The sequence below is a fragment of the Dyadobacter sp. genome (assembly GCF_039919315.1).
Classification (GTDB): domain Bacteria; phylum Bacteroidota; class Bacteroidia; order Cytophagales; family Spirosomataceae; genus Dyadobacter.
Genome location: NZ_JBDSFX010000014.1, coordinates 20,194 through 37,358 on the forward strand (window position 1 = coordinate 20,194; position 17,165 = coordinate 37,358).

Sequence of the window (17,165 nt, forward strand, 5' to 3'; positions counted from 1 at the left end):
CAAAAAGCCAACAGCTAATCGCTAACAGCCATTCACAGCCTATCAATCAACATTCCTCCATCTACGCCGATCACCTGGCCGGTAGAGTAAGGGAAATCGCCTCTGGTCAGGGATGCCACTGCCTTGCCCACGTCCTCGGGTGTACCCCAGCGTGGCTGCAGTGCGATCCCACCCTGAAAAAGGTTATCGTATTTCTCCTGTACCTTGGAAGTCATATCAGTGGCAATAATACCCGGGCGGATTTCAAAAACAGGGATATTATATTCCGCCATTCTTACTGCGAAAAGCAGATTGGTCATTGCCAGTCCCGCTTTCGAAATACAATATTCACCTCGGTTAATGGATGCAACGGTTGCTGAAATGGAGGTTACGAAAATAATGGCGGCATCAAATGCATGATTATTTTCCTTGGCATGTGCCATGCGTTTGGCAATAGCCTGGGTCAGGAAGAAAGGTCCTTCCATGTTGGTTTTCACCACTTCCTGGTAGTTATCAATAGTGGTTTCCAGGATATCCAGCCGCTGGCGTGGGGCGATTCCGGCATTGTTAACCAGCACATTAATCTGGCCAAAAACAGAGTATGCTTTCTCTACGATGGCTTCACGGTCACTTTCTACCGCGATGTTACCCTGGCAATAAAGTACCTCTGCGCCTAGCTCACGAAGTTCGTTTAGCGCCTCGGCCGCACCTTCTTCATCACGCACACCATTGATCGCCAGGTTGTAGCCTTCGTTCGCCAGTGCTTTCGCTATTCCAAAGCCAATACCTCGGCTTCCTCCTGTAATAAGTGCTGTTTTTTTCATGTTTTTAAAAAAGAGACTTGGTAAGTCTGAAAAGACTTGCCAAGTCTTATTAAAATTTACAACTCCTCAATATTAACCCACTGACGCTTCTCCCAACTTTCAATGCCTTTTTCGGCCAACTGTACCCCACGAGCACCGGCTTTCAAATCCCATGGGAATGGTGTGTCTTTTACAATGTGTTTCAAAAACAGCTCCCACTGGGCTTTGAATGCATTGTCGAAGATCTCCTGCTCGGGTACTTTAGACCAGCCGTCAAAAAATGGGATAGGCTGCGCGATATCAGGGTTCCACACAGGTTTCGGCGTGTTACCATAATGCTGAATGTGGCAATCACGGAGTCCGGCCACTGCCGAGCCATGCGTTCCGTCTACCTGCAATGTCAAAAGATCGTCGCGGCGGACGCGAACGGTCCATGAAGAGTTGAATTGAGCAATTACATCACCTTCCAGTTCAAAGGTCGCGTAGCATGCATCATCCGCGGTACATACATAAGGCTTGCCGTTTTCGTCGATACGCTCAGGAATGTGGGTTGCTCCAAGACAGGACACCGCTTTTACTTTTCCAAAAAGATTGTCCAGAACGTATCTCCAGTGGCAAAGCATATCTACAATGATACCACCATCGTCTTCCTTGCGATAGTTCCATGACGGACGTTGCGCCGGAATGCTGTGACCTTCAAATACCCAGTAACCGAACTCCCCACGAACAGAAAGGATTTTTCCGAAGAAACCACTCTCCATCAAACGTTTCAGTTTCAGCATACCAGGTAACCAGAGCTTATCCTGCACCACACCGTTTTTGAGACCTGCGGCTGTCGCCAGTTCATACAATTCCAGCGCTTCATCAGTGGTAGTACCGGTTGGTTTTTCGCAGTAAATGTGTTTTCCAGCCAAAATAGCTTTCTTAACCGCAGCCGCACGACGGCCTGTTACCTGCGCATCAAAATAGATTTGGTAATGCGGATCGGACATTACGGAATCCAGGTCAGTAGTATATTTCTGAATGCCAGCCTGCTTGCAAAGTGCCTGCAGTTTGCTTTCATTACGGCCTACCAAAATAGGATCAGGCATAATCACTTCGTCAGAAGAAATTTTTACACCGCCCTGTTCAATAATAGCCTTGATAGATCTTAGTAAATGCTGATTTGTACCCATACGGCCCGTAACGCCGTTCATGATGATGCCAATGGTATGTGTTGTCATTGTTGTTTTAGCTGTTAGCTTTTAGCGGTTAGCGAATGGTATTTTTTAATTAAACTGTTGTTACAAATGCCTCAGTAATTTCTTTCAGGAACAGGTGTTGATCCTTTGCCCAGTGGATATTTGAAAAAATCTCAACTTCACAAAACCCATCGAAACCCGTCGCCTCAACCCAACCCCTGATCTTTTTCAGATCAATGCAGCCTTCGCCCATTAATCCCCGGTCATTGAGCAGATCAATGGTGTTCACTTTCCAATCGCAAACGTGATAAGCAAGCAGGTTTCCATGTGCGCCGCACCTGGCGATTTCTTTTTCAAGATCAGCGTCCCACCACAAATGGTAGACATCCACGGCCACACCTACAAAAGGAGATTTGAAATATTCCGCCATATCATTCGCCTGGCCCATGGTATTGATCGCCGAACGGTCGGCAGCATACATGGGGTGAAGCGGCTCAATGGCTAGTTTTACGCCTAATTTTTCGGCTAATGGCAAAATAGCAGCTATGCCTTCCCGGATCTGGTCCCTGGATTTTTCCAAGGACTGATCAGGTGACGCGCCGCAAACCAGTACGATCATCGGAGCTCCCAAAGCTGCGGCTTCTTCAAGTAGCTTTCTGTTATGATCAATCGCCTGTGCTCTTCCTGCGCTGCTGGTATGCGGGAAAAATCCGCCGCGTACGTAAGAAACGATTTTGAGCCCGGCCTTGCGGATCAGTTCACCAGCCCGGTGCGGCCCGATTCCCTCAATGGCGTTTTGCCAGACACTGATGCCTTTTATACCTGCCGCAGCATAGTTTTCCACCGCCTCCGGCAAAGCCCAGGGCTTGGTCGTAATGGTATGGATGCAGCAACGGTCGAGTGTTATGTTTTCAGAATTTGTCATTTCACAGCGCCCAAGTAAGAGTAATAAGGCAACCCGTTATTAATCCGATGCAAATAAAGCGCCACTTCTCTTGCGTGGTAGTCGCCCCACATGCTGGACTCGCCGCACGGTATTGTCTGACCAGCCGGTATATTATCCCAGCCATTTGGCCGGTGATAAATGGAATGCAGGATCAAGCCTTGGTGTGTTGGATCTGTCGACAGATATGGTTCGGCGAAGAGCGAATCCACGGCTGTCAAACCTGCTTGCCAGTACACATTACCCTGATCAGTCTGGCCTTTTTCATTCAAATATTTACCTAAACGTAACAAGCCCTGTGCTCCGATAGCAGCCGCAGAACTGTCGATTGGTTCAAATTCATTATATGGGTCGGAAGTACGCGTGGTGTAATCTCCCAGTTTGTGAATCAATGGAGCGCCGGTATCCCAGTATGGAATGCCATCGGAAGCGGTGTTTGCAATGTAAAAATCGCAGGTAGCTTTCGCAGCTTTTAAATAAATCGCTTCTATTTCGCTACGGCCACCCAGCGGAGCCAGTTCTTCGTCCGAAAAGCTGGGTAGTGTTTCCAATTGTTCAGCAAATCCGACCATTGCCCAGGCCAGTCCGCGCGTCCAGGTTGTGAAACCTGAGAAGCCTTGTTGTGAATTGGGACAGCGGTAGTTACCGTCATTGGTATTAAAAACGCTTTCATGCGCTGTTCTACCCCATAAATCGTAGCTATCGCGGCCTTCGCCGTAATAAACTGAATATTTGGCAGTTGCGATAGAATGTAACGTTCCGCGTTCCAACAGGCTGGTTTTTAAATCATTTTCACCCATCAAACTATGACCAAGCAAATGCGAAACCATGAGCGCACGTACCGAGCGGATCGTGTCCACAAACAGAGAATGCGGTCCATTGAATGAGTGAATGTAGCCTTCGCCATTCTTAGCATTTGTCCAGCGCTTGGCCTGCACAGCTCCTGAGATTTTCAATGCTATCTCATAAAAATTGCGCTCCCATTCATTTTCCGGGATGCGGCCTTCGTTCATTAACCGAAGCAAATTTCCGTAAGTACTTACATTGTTGAAGCCGTGATCGTGAACACCAAAATGGCCAACGTGAGAAGCCATACTGGTAACCGTATTTTTTCTGGCACTTTCCAAAAATGCAGATTCTCCTGTTGCGTCATATTGAAGCACTTCGGCGCCATATTGAAAGCCCTGCGTCCATTCAGTCCATCCGCGCAATGTATATTTTCCGTTGACGGTGAATACGGGCGTTCCTTTGGAGTTGTCGTATTCTCTGGAAATCAGGTTGATTTTTTCGGCTGAAAGCTGCCATAATCTGTCAATTTTGGATTGGAGTGACGCGGCTGTAAGATCGTTTCGAATCTGCATAATTTATATCAATAGTATTATTTAGCCATTTTATTTTTGGATAATACAAAGATATATTGCCAGTTAAGGCATAGCAAGGTACATATTTGCTATTAAATGGTACTTTTCCGAACATGATCACGGTATTCGTTCGGTGTGAGTCCTGTCTTCTTTTTAAAGATCCTGCTGAAATAGGACGGATCGTCCAGGTGAATGTGGTAGGCAATTTCCTTACTGCTCAAATTGGTGAACACCAGCAGTCGCTTGGCCTCCAATAGCAGCTTATCCAGAATGTATTCCTGCGAAGGCGTACCGAGAAATTTCTTGATGATTTTACTTAAATAATCAGGGGAGACCGACAATTCGTGCGCATACTGCTGAACTTCATGCATTTGCCTGAAATTCTTCTCGACCAGTTCCTGGAAACGGCCCACCAGCTCCGGCACTGTATGTGCTGCTGACTCTGCCGGTTGCTCATTTTTTTGAATTAAATAAGAACATTTCTGCAAAAGCACACCCAGGTATTTGCCGATCAATGTCTGGTCAGTTGCTGTACTCAAATGGTCCGACACCATATTTTCCATGATATTATGGAAGTACTTTTTTTCGGCAGCATCGAGGGTAATGATAGGCTGCCGGCGTGCAGGCTGAAAAAACGGCAGCTGAGACAACGATGGATTGACCGGATTGTAAAAAGTGTAAAAATCCTCTGAAAAAGCGACAATGTAACCTTGAAAATAACTCGAAAAAGTTAACAAATGAACCTGACCGGGTGTCAGGAAATGCAGGCCGGCCCCCTGAATATTGTAGGAATGAAAATCAATTTCATGGTAACCCTGTCCTTCTTCAATGAACAGGATCTCGTAGTAGGTATGGCGATGTGGTGTGTCGGTCGGTAATGGGGTAATAGGCAGAGGCACAAGCGGTTCCCTTTGGAAATCCTGACTGTTTTTAAACCGGAAAATCCTTAATGCCGGAACCTGGCTAGGCGTTTTCGGAAGAGAATGGACAGGTATTGCATCAGGCACGGAAACCATGTATTACGACTTTTTCATTTTCATTAATCTTTTCAAAAGCCATATAACCAGTAAAACTACCAGAACAAGAGCTATAACCGGAAGAAAAATAGCCAATCCGGATAAGCTGAATGAAGCGACATTTTCGGCAGTGGAGACAATAGGATTTCCAATTCCGGCGGTAGTTTTAGAGGATAACAACCGTAACAATCCGGTACCAACCTGCACCAGCCCGGCTGTCCCTCCTCCAATGATCAGTCCTAGTCCCCAGTGAAGTACAGGGCTGTCTATCTGGATTACCGATGTTGTCAGCAATGTGCCCGCGATTACTGCTGCCGGAGTAGCAATGGTGTCCAACAAATTATCAATAAACGGAATGTAGTAACCACCGATTTCCAGAACGGTTGCGGTGAGCAGTGCAAAAAATGCGGGCCAGGTTGTAAGCCATTGAAACTGCTCGCCAGGTGTGATCCAGCCATTCATAGCTGCAATATTGGCAACGAGCATCGGAAGAAATACTCTGAAACCGCAGCTTGCGCTGAGGCCCAATCCAAGGCAGATGCTGAGTAATAGTTCCATTTTTCGAAAGATGTAGCGTCAGATGTGTAAGGTAATGGATTTGAGAAAGATACCAGGTAAGCAACAGTTTTTTTAATCCTTGGGTGACATTTTTTACTTTTACATTGTTGGTAAAGTTACCAGTCAGAAAAGCAAATCAATTTAATCGTACCAGGTGAATCAGGAAACCAAAAGCGGCCAGATATTCGATCTTCCTACTTTAAGACGTTTATATGCATTCGTTCGTCCTTACCAAAAGCAGTTTTATATGCTGATTGGGATCATATTACTGAATGCGCTGCTTGCTCCGCTCACCCCGCTTTTGATCAAATACACCATTGATGCGCCCATTGCCAGCGGTAATTATCGCCAGCTGACCATTATGCTGATCGTGATGATCGTGGTAACGATTTTTCAAGGTCTTGCCCAGTTTTGGAACACTTATATGTCGGGCTGGCTAGGTCAGCACATCATCCGGGACATCCGCGTTCAACTGTACCAGAAGATCATTGGCCTACGACTGAAATTTTTTGATAACACACCCATCGGCCGACTGGTTACCCGTACGATTTCCGACGTTGAAACGCTTTCCAATGTGTTTAGCGACGGTATGGCGGCAATTGCAGGCGATATTTTGCAGCTGGTACTGATCATCGCCGTGATGTTTTACACAGACTGGAAGTTATCGATCATCAGTTTGTCTATGATCCCGCTGATGCTGTTTTGTACTTATGTTTTTAAAGAAAAAATAAAGGATTCATTTAACGAAGTGCGGGCTGCGGTTTCCAATCTGAACTCATTTGTGCAGGAACATCTCACCGGAATGGGTATCGTCCAGATTTTCAGCAGTGAGGACATTGAATTTCAAAAATTTCAGGAGATCAATAAAGTCCATCGTAATGCCAATATCCGGTCTATTCTGTACTACTCGGTTTACTATCCTGTGGCTGACGTTATTGCGGCAGCTGGTACCGGCCTGGTAGTGTGGTATGGATCCAAACAGATCCTGGAATCGGAAGTGACATTTGGTACGGTCACCGCATTTGTCATGTTTATCAACCTGTTTTTTCGCCCGATCCGCCAGCTCGCCGATCGTTTCAATACATTGCAAATGGGTATCGTCAGCACCGACCGGATTCTGAAATTGCTTGATAGCGACGAGTATACATCCAATGAAGGCACATTTGACCCCAAAACCATCAAGGGAAATGTAGAATTTAAGAATGTATGGTTTGCCTATAATGAGGAAGAATATGTGCTGAGGGACATTAATTTTACGGTGAAGGAGGGTGAAACCATTGCATTTGTGGGCGCCACGGGCGCTGGTAAGTCATCCATTATCAATTTGTTAACCCGTTTTTATGATATCAACAAAGGCAATATATATGTAGATGGGGTCGAGGTTCATGATTTCGAGCTGAATGCGCTTCGCAGACATATTGGAGTGGTTTTGCAGGACGTGTTTTTGTTTTCCGACACCATTGAAAATAACATCAGGCTGGGAGACTCCACCATTACCCACGAGAAAATTGTCGAAGCGGCCAAAATGGTGGGAGTGGACGATTTTATTGAAAGACTGCCCGGCGGATACAGCTACAATGTCATGGAGCGCGGCGCTACGCTTTCAGTAGGTCAGCGACAACTCATTTCTTTCGTTCGCGCAATGGTTCACGAGCCGAAGATCATTGTTTTGGATGAAGCGACGTCGTCCGTGGATAGTGAAACGGAAGAGCTGATCCAGAAAGCTATTGAAACGTTAATGAAAGGCCGCACGGCCATTGTGATTGCCCACAGGCTTTCCACGATTCAGGAGGCGGATAAAATTATTGTGGTGGACAAAGGCGCTATCGTGGAGGAAGGAAACCACGAACAGCTTTTGGAGAAAGAAGGCGTCTATGCGAATTTGTATAGGATGCAGTATAAGGAGGTTTTGAAAGTTGGGTAGATTTAAGAGAGACTTACCAAGTCTTTAAGACTTGGCAAGTCTTAATTCCTTTTTCCAGTATCCAACGGGATCGGCGGCGGACCAATTAAAAAATCATCCTCTTCATTTCTTTTGGCAGGTGTACTGTCGCCTTCAACGCCCAGCGAATCGCTTTCGCTAGGAGCCCATTGCGTAGGGCAGTTGTATTCTTTGGATATCTTAAAACTTGGTTTGGGGAATGGCCCTGGTTCGTAGCCAATGGACTTGTCACGGTACACTTTTTCCAGAAAGCTCCCCACAATGGGTAAGGCAGTTTTAGCTCCCTCGCCAAGATTGGTAGTCCTGAAATGTATACTGCGATCATCGCCTCCTACCCAGGCGCCCACCACGAGGTCGCGGGTAATGCACATGAACCAGCCATCCGAGTTATTAGAGGTCGTCCCGGTTTTGCCCCCCAACTCATTGCCATTGCGCGTTACATCAAATTTCCAGCGGATACTGCCCGACGTCCCACCCGGTTCTTCCACACCGCCACGCAGCATTTGTACCATCAGGAATGCAGATTCAGGACTGATAGCCTCTCTATGCTCAGGTTGGAATTCCTCAATGATCTTACCGTTGCTATCCTCAATTTTCGTGACCAGAATGGGCCGCGTGTAGGTTCCATTGTTGACAAAAACACTGTAAGCCGCCACCATATCATAAAGCGATACATCAAAAGGTCCCAATCCGATCGAAGGCAATGCTCTCAATGGTGTGGTAATCCCCATTTTTTTAGCATAACGTGCCACATTCCCTGCTCCTACCTGGTCTGTTAGCTCAGCGGTAACAGAGTTGATGGATTGTGCCAGTGCGCGTCTCAATGTCATGCTCGAATATGAAAAAGTACCGGTAGCGTTTCTGGGCTTCCATTCCTTCTCTTCGCCGTCTTCCATGTATTTCTTTTCAAATGGCTTATCGACGATCTCATCGCAGGGCGACATATTGAATGAAGAGTCGTCGATGGCGGTCGTGTATACAAATGGTTTGAATGTAGATCCAGGCTGACGTTTTCCTTGTTTTACCGCGTCGTACTTGAAGTAATTGTAGTCCAAACCACCCACCCACGCCTTGATCTGGCCGGTTTGCGGGTTCATCGCCATCATTCCAGCACGCAATATTCTCTTATAGTAATCCAGAGAGTCCATTGAACTCCAATATCTGTCCATCTGGCTGCTATTTTTCCAATCATACACCGTCATGGTGTCTTTTTTGTTCAAATAGAAAGTCACGCTATCGGGCTGGTTCGGGAATTTAGCGGCCAGCGATTTGTACTTGCTAGTTCTTTTAACAACGTTTTCAAGAAAATCAGGAATTTCATTGCCTTGCTCATCAACCCATGGATTTTGTTTGTTCCAATGGTTTTCAAACACTCGTTGCAATTGTTTCATTTTCTGAGTCATAGCGTCCTCTGCATGCTCCTGCATACGGGAATCAATGGTCGTGTAGATCTTCAAACCGTCGGTGTAAAGATCATAACCGTTTTCATCGCCCCATTTCTTTACAAAATCGACGACTGCGTTTTTGAAATAATTGGCATTGCCGTCGTAGGGAGTTTCGAATTTTGTTTTGAGTTCAATAGGTAACGCACTAATCGAATCGGCCTGCTTGGCATTGATGTAGCCATATTTCTGCATTTGCGCGATCACCACATTGCGTCGTTCCTGCGACCGTTTCATATTACGGACCGGATTGTAGGTAGTTGTTGCTTTTTGCAAACCTACCAGTACAGCGGATTCCTGAATGTTGAGGCTATCGGGAGACTTACTGAAATAGGATTGTGCCGCCGTGTTGATTCCGTAAGTATTGTTACCATAGTCTACCGTATTGAAGTACATGGTCAGGATTTCTTCTTTGGTAAAATTCCTTTCCAGCTTAATGGCGGTCAACCATTCTTTGGTTTTGTAAATCAATGTTCCCAATCCCGGAACGTAGCCTAATAGGCCTCTCGCACCTGATTTCCGAGTTTTAAATAGCTTTTTCGCCAGCTGCTGGGTAATGGTACTGCCACCTCCACGGTCCGTAGCGCCGGTTAACATACCAATGGCTACGCTGGCCATCGCCTTATAATCGATACCGGAATGCTTGTAAAATCTGACGTCCTCGGTGGCGATCAGCGCGTTTACCAAATTGGGCGAGATCATTTTGGAAGTGACCGGTGTCCTGTTTTCAGTATAAAACTTGCCGATCATGATGCCGTCGGCAGTATAAATCTCAGAAGACTGGGCTACTTTGGGATTTTGAAGATCTTCCACGCTGGGCATGCTTCCCATGAGCCAAAGGAAATTGGTCTCGACACAGAAAACGTAAATAGCGCAAGTCAGAAACCCGTAAACAAATGTTTTCCAGATGATGATAACCGGCCGGTAGTATGGCGCATTTACATCTATTTTGTCTTCCCACCAGCCCCGTATCGATCTTTTGTTCTGGCGATAGGAGTGGAACAGACCGTCAGCACGTTTCTTACCTGTAAACAGAGAAGTTAGCTTGTAAGCAGTACGGTTGATGAGTGTTGCCAGCTGTGTTCCAATGAATTGAAACAGGGCCTTGATTTTAGTAAAAAACGATCTGATAACTTCCATCAAACGTTAAGGTTCGTAAGAATTCAAAGATAAGAAAAGCCGGACATATCTGACTAAGTCCGGCTTTTACGAAAAATATGCTATTCGGCTTTATTGAATTTCAATGCAGCGCCGTTCATGCAATACCTTAGCCCCGTAGGTTTCGGGCCGTCGTTGAAAACGTGCCCTAAATGACCGCCGCAGGTTCTGCACACTACCTCCGTACGCGTCATGCCGTGGGTTTTGTCTACGATCTCTTCCACATTACCAGAGGATACCGGCCTGAAGAAGCTTGGCCACCCTGATCCTGAATCAAATTTGGCTTCTGAATCAAATAAAGGAGTTCCGCATGCAGCACATACATACGTTCCTTCCTCTTTATTGTCGTTGTAAGGGTGGGAGAAAGGCCTTTCAGTCCCCTTTTCAAAAAGTACAAAACATTGTTGGCCAGTCAGTTCCTGCTGCCACTCCTCTTTGGATTTTTCTATTTCTCTCATTTTTTCTGATTTTTAGATACCGGGTATTGTCAAGAAAAACGATACCATATCATTTATTAACGTTTGAGACTATATTATCGTTTGGTAAAAATGCGTCTCAACCACGAATCTTCCGGTGGCCAGCATTGGTTCTGAGACTCAGGAGGACGTCGGAAAAGCCCGGCTGAAATCCCAAAATACAGATTGAATGCTTTTGGATTGCCAATGTTCAGCAATCCTGTGAGGTGATCAGTACCAATCCACAAAGGCCCTGCGCGGCCGACTATGCCAATTGCCGGGGAACGATAGCGGTTCATTAAGGAAAGCGGAACCGAAATTTCATACCATTTGTGCTCGTACCGTGGTGTGACGGCAATGTACGACTCCGCCTTCATCCCAAATGCGCTTTGCGAGATCAAATTTTGCACCCAGAGTCCGCTCATGTACACATTAGGCTTGACATTGTAATCTATGCTGGCCTGAAATGCCATCGGCAACACGGATTTAAAGTTGGGCGCCATCGGTTGGCCGCCATCCAGTGAGGTATTGATCGCCGTGAAGATACCCTCGGAGCCCTTTAATTTTTGAAAGGCATCATACCGGAGCTCTTTATTTGTGGTATGTATCTCTTGTTGTAATACGTACGCAGGATTTTTGAAATGGACCCTTCCAATGTCAGTCAGCGAAGCTGCAACCCGGTACAGATACTTGGTTTTGGAAGCATCCCGTTTGCGAACGCCTTTTTCGGTGTAGGTGAATTTATTGATATTGGGCCGGTACTCATACACAGCACCCAGATCAAAGCCCCAGCCACTGCCCGGAGGCGCCCCGCCGAACAGCCAGGCAGGAGAAGGTTTAATATTTTGGAACCCTTCGTCGCGGGTCATTGCGTAGCGCAGGTTGATCTCATTGACATTGATATACTGCCGCTTATTCTCCCAGGCTTCGTCAGGCCGGATGTCGTACGATGAATTCTCAATAATGGCATGAGCATTGTAGAGCCCAATGAGCCTTTTTACCGTAATACCTACCTTAAAAAAATCTGTTTCATTGTCAAAAACAGTTCCACCCACGGTGAATGCTACTTCTCCCAAACCGTTTAGATGCAGTTGGCCCGACTGGTTTTCAAAAATTGGTCCCTGCAATTCTTTGAGCTGCGTGGTTTTGCTGATCAACCGTGCTAATGGCTCCGTGACGCCGCTTGTATTGAGAATGTACCTTGCCCGTGTGGAAATACCTACACCAATTTTCCCCTTAAACATGTTGAACATGACCGACGGTAAACGGGTGTCGCCACCGGCATTGAGGTATTTACGGTTGCCATTCAGTTTCTCACCCAGGTAGGAACGCGGAAATTGCAGTACGCCTCTTTCGTTGCGGTATTCGTCTGAAACCGTGTTGGTGATCAGGCTCAGAAATGAGTAAGGGGCTTCGTATTTGACATGATTATTGGCGGTGTAAAACTGGCTACTCACTACATTGACATAGAGGCTGTACCGGCTGTCGGCAACAAATGCGGGATTGTGGTAGAGTGCATTGGTTCCTGCAAAATTACTCATAGCAACACCTGGCATGTGCTGGGACAAGCCAGAATGGGCCAGGCCGAGGAACACCGTGAGCGTGAGTAACCAACTTTTGTGCATAGTGACTTAAAAACGTCAGATATAAGAAATTCATATCAGGGTGCAAATAAAAGGGTAAGTACACGGACTTGCAACGAATGTTTATCGATTGGGAAAATAATATTGGTACCAAATCAACGGCATGATTTTAATAATCAATAGTGAGCACGTTTGAAAAGGATCAGTTTTGGAGGTGTCAGTCAACAGTTTAAAGTTTTGCAGGTTGACGTAGGGGAGTGTCGTGGGAGTAATATTTATAATTTAATAACGGAATTAATGATACGTGGGAATACATAATTGTTTTGTAAAGTGAAACATTGACCATATATTGTTCTGTAAATTATAGATATAGACTTATTCAAATTTTGTATTGTATGAATTTTTCATTTTCAAATTATCAATGCGAAAATTTCTTCGATGAAATGTTCACTGAAGAGGGAGAGATACGTCCTGGTTATGAGCATTTAAAGAACAAATTTGAAAACCTCACGAATGATGATCTGACCAACAGGCAACTGGCTACTGAACGTGCATTGCTTTCTATGGGCATCACTTTCAATGTTTATTCTGAGGGAGAAGGGACTGAGCGGATTATGCCGATTGACATTATTCCCCGAGTACTGTCCAATGCTGAGTGGGAATGGCTGGAAACGGGCCTTAAACAGCGTATTAAGGCATTGAATATGTTTATCGACGATGTGTATAATGATCAGAATATACTTAACGATGGTGTAGTGCCGCGTGAACTGATAGAATCCAGCAAATGCTTTTTGAAACCTTGTATCGGTTTGAAACCACCGAAAGGGATCTGGTGCCACATCACCGGTACTGACCTGATCAAGGGTGACGATGGTACTTTTATGGTTTTGGAAGATAACCTGCGTTGTCCATCGGGGGTGTCTTATATGTTGGAAAACAGGGAGTTGTCTAAGCAGATCTTTCCTGATGTGCTGGCCCGTACCGGCGTGCGGCCTGTTTCCGATTATCCGACAAGGTTATTGCAAATGTTGCAGCACCTGGCCGATAGACCGAATCCAACCGTGGCGGTACTGACCCCCGGGATCTATAATTCTGCGTATTTCGAGCATTCCTATTTGGCCCAGCAAATGGGTGTGGAGCTTGTGGACGCGCGCGACTTGGTAGTATCAGACGGTTATGTGAAAATGCGCACAACCAATGGACTGCAGATCGTGGATGTGATCTATCGCCGGATCGATGATACATTTATGGACCCGGAATCATTCAATCCGGATTCGCTGATCGGTATCCCAGGAATTTTTGAGGTTTATAAAAAAGGCAGGGTTGCATTGGCGAATGCGCCGGGTACTGGTGTTGCGGACGATAAAGTGGTCTACGCTTATGTACCACGCATCATCAAGTACTACCTGGGCGAAGAGGCGATCATTCCTAATGTAAAAACTTACATCTGCGGAGAAGAGGAAGATTTCAATTACGTCATTGAAAATATTGCCGAACTCGTGGTGAAGGAGGCAAATGAGGCAGGAGGATACGGAATGCTGATCGGTCCCAAAGCTACCGAAGAGGAACATGAGCTTTTCCGTGAAAAAATAAGGGATAACCCGAGGAACTACATTGCGCAGCCTACGATTTCATTGTCAAGGGTTCCTTGTATGGTAGAAGGGCATGCAGAAGGAAGGCACGTGGATTTGCGTCCTTATATTTTGTATGGAGACGATATCAGCGTGATCCCGGGAGGCTTGACGCGTGTTGCACTACGAAAAGGTTCACTGGTTGTGAACTCATCGCAGGGCGGAGGCGGAAAAGATACCTGGGTTTTGTATTGAGTTGTCATTGACAGTTGCTGGCAGGCTGCTGATGATAACGGTTTATTAATATCAAAAGTAAACCAATGTTGGATATGCCTGGGTTTATTAATCAACAGCAACTAAAATGATAGAACAATGCAACGTGAAGTAACCGGTTGGTATAGTCCGGCGCTGAATGAACATATGGATGTTGCCGTGTATGGACACTATGGATTTGCGCTTTTACTAATTCCTACGGCCGCATCAGATTACCTCGAATATGAGCGAAACGGGCTGATTGACAGTATTAGTCCATACATTAATTCGGGGAAGGTGAAGGTTTATTGTATCAATAGCATTAATTCGGAGAGCTGGCTGAATCCCCACATGCACGGGTATGACAAGGCTGTGCGGCATCAGCTTTTCAATGACTATGTGATAAAAGAAGTGATTCCATTCATTAAAGACACGACTTACCAAAACAATGAAATCATAGCTGGCGGCGCTTCTTTTGGAGCAATGCATGCAGCCAATCTGTTTTTCAAGCATCCCGACTACATTCACGGCGTGATCGCCATGAGCGGATGTTATGACCTGAGTGTGTATACGGACGGATATTACGATGATAATGTTTATTTCAACTCACCGGTGCATTATTTGCCCCAGCTCAAAGCGGAATGGCACCTTTCCATGTACAGGGATAGTCGTCACATCCATTTTGTGACAGGTTCGGGAGATTATGAAGTACCGGAATATTCGAGACAGATCTCGTCGATATTGAATTCCAAGGGTGTCCCGCATGAGCTTGATATCTGGGGGACGGACATTCCACACGAATGGTGGTCCTGGAAAAGAATGTTACCTTATTATATTGAGACAAGGTTTTAAGGTGTTTCTCTTACATGTAAAAAGCTCCATACTTCGCCGTCCTGGCCAATATGGAGCTTTTATTTTGATGACAATGATCGGATCAGGCGCCTTCGAATTGTCTCAGAAACCTTACGTCATTTTCAGTGAAAAGCCTTAGATCGTTAATGCCATAGCGAAGCATAGTAATGCGTTCGATACCCATTCCAAAAGCGAAACCAGTATATTCCTGACTATCGATACCACAATTTTCCAACACATTGGGATCTACCATTCCAGATCCGGCAATTTCTACCCAGCCACTGTACTTACATACGTTGCATCCCGGGCCGCCACATATAAAACAGGTGACGTCAATTTCCGCACTAGGCTCTGTAAAAGGGAAGTAGGATGGACGCAAACGGATTTTGGAATCCTTGCCGAACATCTCTTTTGCAAAGTGGTATAATGTATCTTTCAAATCTTTGAAACTCACATTTTTATCTACATACAAACCTTCTACCTGGTGAAAAACACAATGTGCGCGCGCTGAAATGGCTTCATTACGGAATACTCTTCCCGGCATAATGGACCGGATGGGCAATTTTTGTTTTTCCATCAGGCGCACCTGTACATTAGATGTATGCGTACGAAGCAAAACATCGTCTTTCACCTCTCCCTCGCTTTTTGAGATAAAGAAAGTGTCTTGCATTTCACGGGCTGGATGGTTATCCGCAAAGTTCAACGCACTGAAATTGTACCAGTCTTTTTCGATTTCCGGGCCATAAGAGACATTGAAGCCCATTCGTTCAAAAATCTCAATGATCCTCCGGCGTACAATGGTGAGCGGATGTAAGCTGCCCTGCAAATTAGGAATAACCGGTAATGTGAGATCTATCCGCGATTCCGGGTTGTTTTCGGTAACATTTTCAATAACGGCCGAAAATTCCTGAAAACGATTTTGAGCGAGATTTTTCAGGGTGTTTAGTTCCTGGCCCACGGCACGTCTGTCTTCCTGCGGAATATTTTTGAGTCCGTCAAACAGCTCGGTAATAACACCTTTTTTACTGATATATTTTAACCTGAATGCTTCCAGTTGATCCTTATTTTCAACGGAACTTTGTTCAATTTCAGCAACTAATTCTTTTACCCGTTCGGTAATCATAAACTTCTAGTGTTAAAAAATCAGATCGGTACCGGGGCAAAATGTGCAAATGGTACCTTAAAATCCCTGCAAAGATAATTAAAGTTAGTCCTTCTGGGTGCCTCCAAATGTCTGTTAAGGCGATTTTTGGAAATTTTTTGACCTGAAAGCTCATTTTGGGAGTAAGTAAAATTACGCATTTTACTAAGTTCAGTTACGCCTTTTGATTTGGAATGTTAATTTTATTGTATTGATTATCAATTGGTTAAATGGATATACGTAGTTCTACGTATTTTTCTGAGATTTCGCTTTGTGCTAATTTTGATTCAAGAAATCATCACATTATTAGTCGTAGTTACCATGAAAAATTTTGCAAGCTTTACTCGCCCAAACCTGTCAGAAAGAACTTACAATGACAGCCGTACTTCTATCTCGGTTCAGTCCATGGGCAGAACAATTTTCCTGACTCCCGATACCATCACATTTTTAGAGGGTGAAGGAAATTATACCTTCATCTATACAAATACCGGAAAGAAATATTTGGTTTCAAAAACATTGAAATCATTAGCCGAACAATTGAATAATAATTTCATGCGTGTACACAAATCATATCTTGTAAACGCTGATTATGTAGTGGAGCGTCTGGAAGACGACCGCATGTTGAAATTGTCTTGCGGCAAAGAAGTAGTCGTATCACGTAGAAAAATTAAAGAGATCACAGGTTTTCTGGATCACACAAATCTACGTATCAGCGCTTAATCATTCAGCGCAAAAACTTTTGGTGAATTAAATTAGTGGGTTATTCATAAAAACAGCAGCCATCGCTCGATCGAAGGCTGCTCGTTTTGTTTATAAGCGAGTTTTGACCGGGTCGCCGGTGCGATGAGTCGATGAGTCGATGAATGAATGAATGAATGAATTTGATGGACCATTCACTCATTCACTAACTCGCTCATTCACTCATTAC

General features: G+C 45.2%; 14 protein-coding genes. 4 read left to right on the forward strand and 10 right to left on the reverse strand.

All coding sequences use genetic code 11. The annotated features are described in order from the left end of the window. Window positions 1-32 precede the first annotated feature (32 nt). The 6 genes from ABIO93_RS03990 to ABIO93_RS04015 form a co-directional block, all read right to left on the reverse strand. Window positions 33-803 (reverse strand): 3-ketoacyl-ACP reductase, encoded by a 771-nt coding sequence (locus ABIO93_RS03990; RefSeq protein WP_348064675.1) that lies wholly within the window; start codon window positions 801-803, stop codon window positions 33-35. Between the two features lie 56 nt (window positions 804-859). Continuing rightward, the gene (locus tag ABIO93_RS03995; RefSeq protein ID WP_348064677.1) at window positions 860-2,005 is read right to left on the reverse strand and encodes a Gfo/Idh/MocA family oxidoreductase; all 1,146 of its coding nucleotides are present in this window, start codon (window positions 2,003-2,005) and stop codon (window positions 860-862) included. A gap of 49 nt (window positions 2,006-2,054) precedes the next feature. Beyond that, window positions 2,055-2,888: a sugar phosphate isomerase/epimerase family protein gene (locus tag ABIO93_RS04000; RefSeq protein WP_348064679.1), complete on the reverse strand. Its 834-nt coding sequence runs from the start codon at window positions 2,886-2,888 to the stop codon at window positions 2,055-2,057. Further along, complete coding sequence (locus ABIO93_RS04005; RefSeq protein WP_348064681.1) at window positions 2,885-4,267, reverse strand: glycosyl hydrolase; 1,383 nt, start codon at window positions 4,265-4,267, stop codon at window positions 2,885-2,887. Before ABIO93_RS04005 ends, ABIO93_RS04000 begins: the two co-directional genes overlap by 4 nt. 92 nt (window positions 4,268-4,359) lie before the next feature. Continuing rightward, entirely contained in the window at window positions 4,360-5,283 is a 924-nt protein-coding gene (locus ABIO93_RS04010; RefSeq protein ID WP_348064683.1) for an AraC family transcriptional regulator, read from the reverse strand. A 3-nt stretch (window positions 5,284-5,286) separates the two neighbouring features. Next, window positions 5,287-5,841, reverse strand: a complete 555-nt coding sequence (locus ABIO93_RS04015) for a DUF4126 domain-containing protein (RefSeq protein ID WP_348064685.1) — start codon at window positions 5,839-5,841, stop codon at window positions 5,287-5,289. Window positions 5,842-5,995: 154 nt separating this feature from the next. Between ABIO93_RS04015 and ABIO93_RS04020 the strand changes: the two genes are divergently transcribed. Continuing rightward, the gene (locus tag ABIO93_RS04020) at window positions 5,996-7,765 is read left to right on the forward strand and encodes an ABC transporter ATP-binding protein (protein ID WP_348064687.1); all 1,770 of its coding nucleotides are present in this window, start codon (window positions 5,996-5,998) and stop codon (window positions 7,763-7,765) included. Window positions 7,766-7,806: 41 nt separating this feature from the next. Here ABIO93_RS04020 and ABIO93_RS04025 read toward each other — a convergent pair whose 3' ends face one another. From ABIO93_RS04025 to ABIO93_RS04035, 3 genes are all read right to left on the reverse strand, one after another. After that, complete coding sequence (locus ABIO93_RS04025; protein WP_348064689.1) at window positions 7,807-10,365, reverse strand: transglycosylase domain-containing protein; 2,559 nt, start codon at window positions 10,363-10,365, stop codon at window positions 7,807-7,809. 80 nt (window positions 10,366-10,445) lie between these two features. Then, a complete protein-coding gene (gene msrB / locus ABIO93_RS04030) occupies window positions 10,446-10,841 on the reverse strand; it encodes a peptide-methionine (R)-S-oxide reductase MsrB (RefSeq protein WP_348064691.1) in 396 nt (131 codons plus the stop codon). A gap of 74 nt (window positions 10,842-10,915) precedes the next feature. After that, window positions 10,916-12,463, reverse strand: coding sequence for a DUF5723 family protein (locus ABIO93_RS04035; RefSeq protein ID WP_348064693.1), 1,548 nt, complete (start codon window positions 12,461-12,463; stop codon window positions 10,916-10,918). A gap of 353 nt (window positions 12,464-12,816) precedes the next feature. On the opposite strand from ABIO93_RS04035, the gene ABIO93_RS04040 reads away from it, so the two are divergent. Beyond that, on the forward strand, window positions 12,817-14,247 hold the full coding sequence (locus tag ABIO93_RS04040) for a circularly permuted type 2 ATP-grasp protein (RefSeq protein ID WP_348064695.1): 1,431 nt from the start codon (window positions 12,817-12,819) through the stop codon (window positions 14,245-14,247). Window positions 14,248-14,364: 117 nt separating this feature from the next. After that, complete coding sequence (locus tag ABIO93_RS04045; protein ID WP_348064697.1) at window positions 14,365-15,096, forward strand: alpha/beta hydrolase-fold protein; 732 nt, start codon at window positions 14,365-14,367, stop codon at window positions 15,094-15,096. 82 nt (window positions 15,097-15,178) lie between these two features. Here ABIO93_RS04045 and pheS read toward each other — a convergent pair whose 3' ends face one another. Continuing rightward, complete coding sequence (gene pheS / locus ABIO93_RS04050) at window positions 15,179-16,219, reverse strand: phenylalanine--tRNA ligase subunit alpha (protein ID WP_348064700.1); 1,041 nt, start codon at window positions 16,217-16,219, stop codon at window positions 15,179-15,181. 339 nt (window positions 16,220-16,558) lie between these two features. Here pheS and ABIO93_RS04055 point away from each other — a divergent pair, with 339 nt between their 5' ends. After that, window positions 16,559-16,957 (forward strand): LytTR family DNA-binding domain-containing protein, encoded by a 399-nt coding sequence (locus tag ABIO93_RS04055; RefSeq protein WP_348064702.1) that lies wholly within the window; start codon window positions 16,559-16,561, stop codon window positions 16,955-16,957. The last annotated feature ends 208 nt before the right edge of the window (window positions 16,958-17,165 follow it).

Bases quoted from the DNA above. Each gene is read 5' to 3' on its own strand.
- ABIO93_RS04025 (WP_348064689.1), bottom strand. From the start codon at position 10,365: ATGGAAGTTATCAGATCGTTTTTTACTAAAATCAAGGCCCTGTTTCAA.
- ABIO93_RS04040 (WP_348064695.1), top strand. From the start codon at position 12,817: ATGAATTTTTCATTTTCAAATTATCAATGCGAAAATTTCTTCGATGAA.
- ABIO93_RS04015 (WP_348064685.1), bottom strand. From the start codon at position 5,841: ATGGAACTATTACTCAGCATCTGCCTTGGATTGGGCCTCAGCGCAAGC.
- ABIO93_RS04010 (WP_348064683.1), bottom strand. From the start codon at position 5,283: ATGGTTTCCGTGCCTGATGCAATACCTGTCCATTCTCTTCCGAAAACG.
- ABIO93_RS03995 (WP_348064677.1), bottom strand. From the start codon at position 2,005: ATGACAACACATACCATTGGCATCATCATGAACGGCGTTACGGGCCGT.
- ABIO93_RS04005 (WP_348064681.1), bottom strand. From the start codon at position 4,267: ATGCAGATTCGAAACGATCTTACAGCCGCGTCACTCCAATCCAAAATT.
- ABIO93_RS04045 (WP_348064697.1), top strand. From the start codon at position 14,365: ATGCAACGTGAAGTAACCGGTTGGTATAGTCCGGCGCTGAATGAACAT.
- ABIO93_RS04000 (WP_348064679.1), bottom strand. From the start codon at position 2,888: ATGACAAATTCTGAAAACATAACACTCGACCGTTGCTGCATCCATACC.
- ABIO93_RS04055 (WP_348064702.1), top strand. From the start codon at position 16,559: ATGAAAAATTTTGCAAGCTTTACTCGCCCAAACCTGTCAGAAAGAACT.
- pheS (WP_348064700.1), bottom strand. From the start codon at position 16,219: ATGATTACCGAACGGGTAAAAGAATTAGTTGCTGAAATTGAACAAAGT.
- ABIO93_RS04035 (WP_348064693.1), bottom strand. From the start codon at position 12,463: ATGCACAAAAGTTGGTTACTCACGCTCACGGTGTTCCTCGGCCTGGCC.
- ABIO93_RS03990 (WP_348064675.1), bottom strand. From the start codon at position 803: ATGAAAAAAACAGCACTTATTACAGGAGGAAGCCGAGGTATTGGCTTT.
- msrB (WP_348064691.1), bottom strand. From the start codon at position 10,841: ATGAGAGAAATAGAAAAATCCAAAGAGGAGTGGCAGCAGGAACTGACT.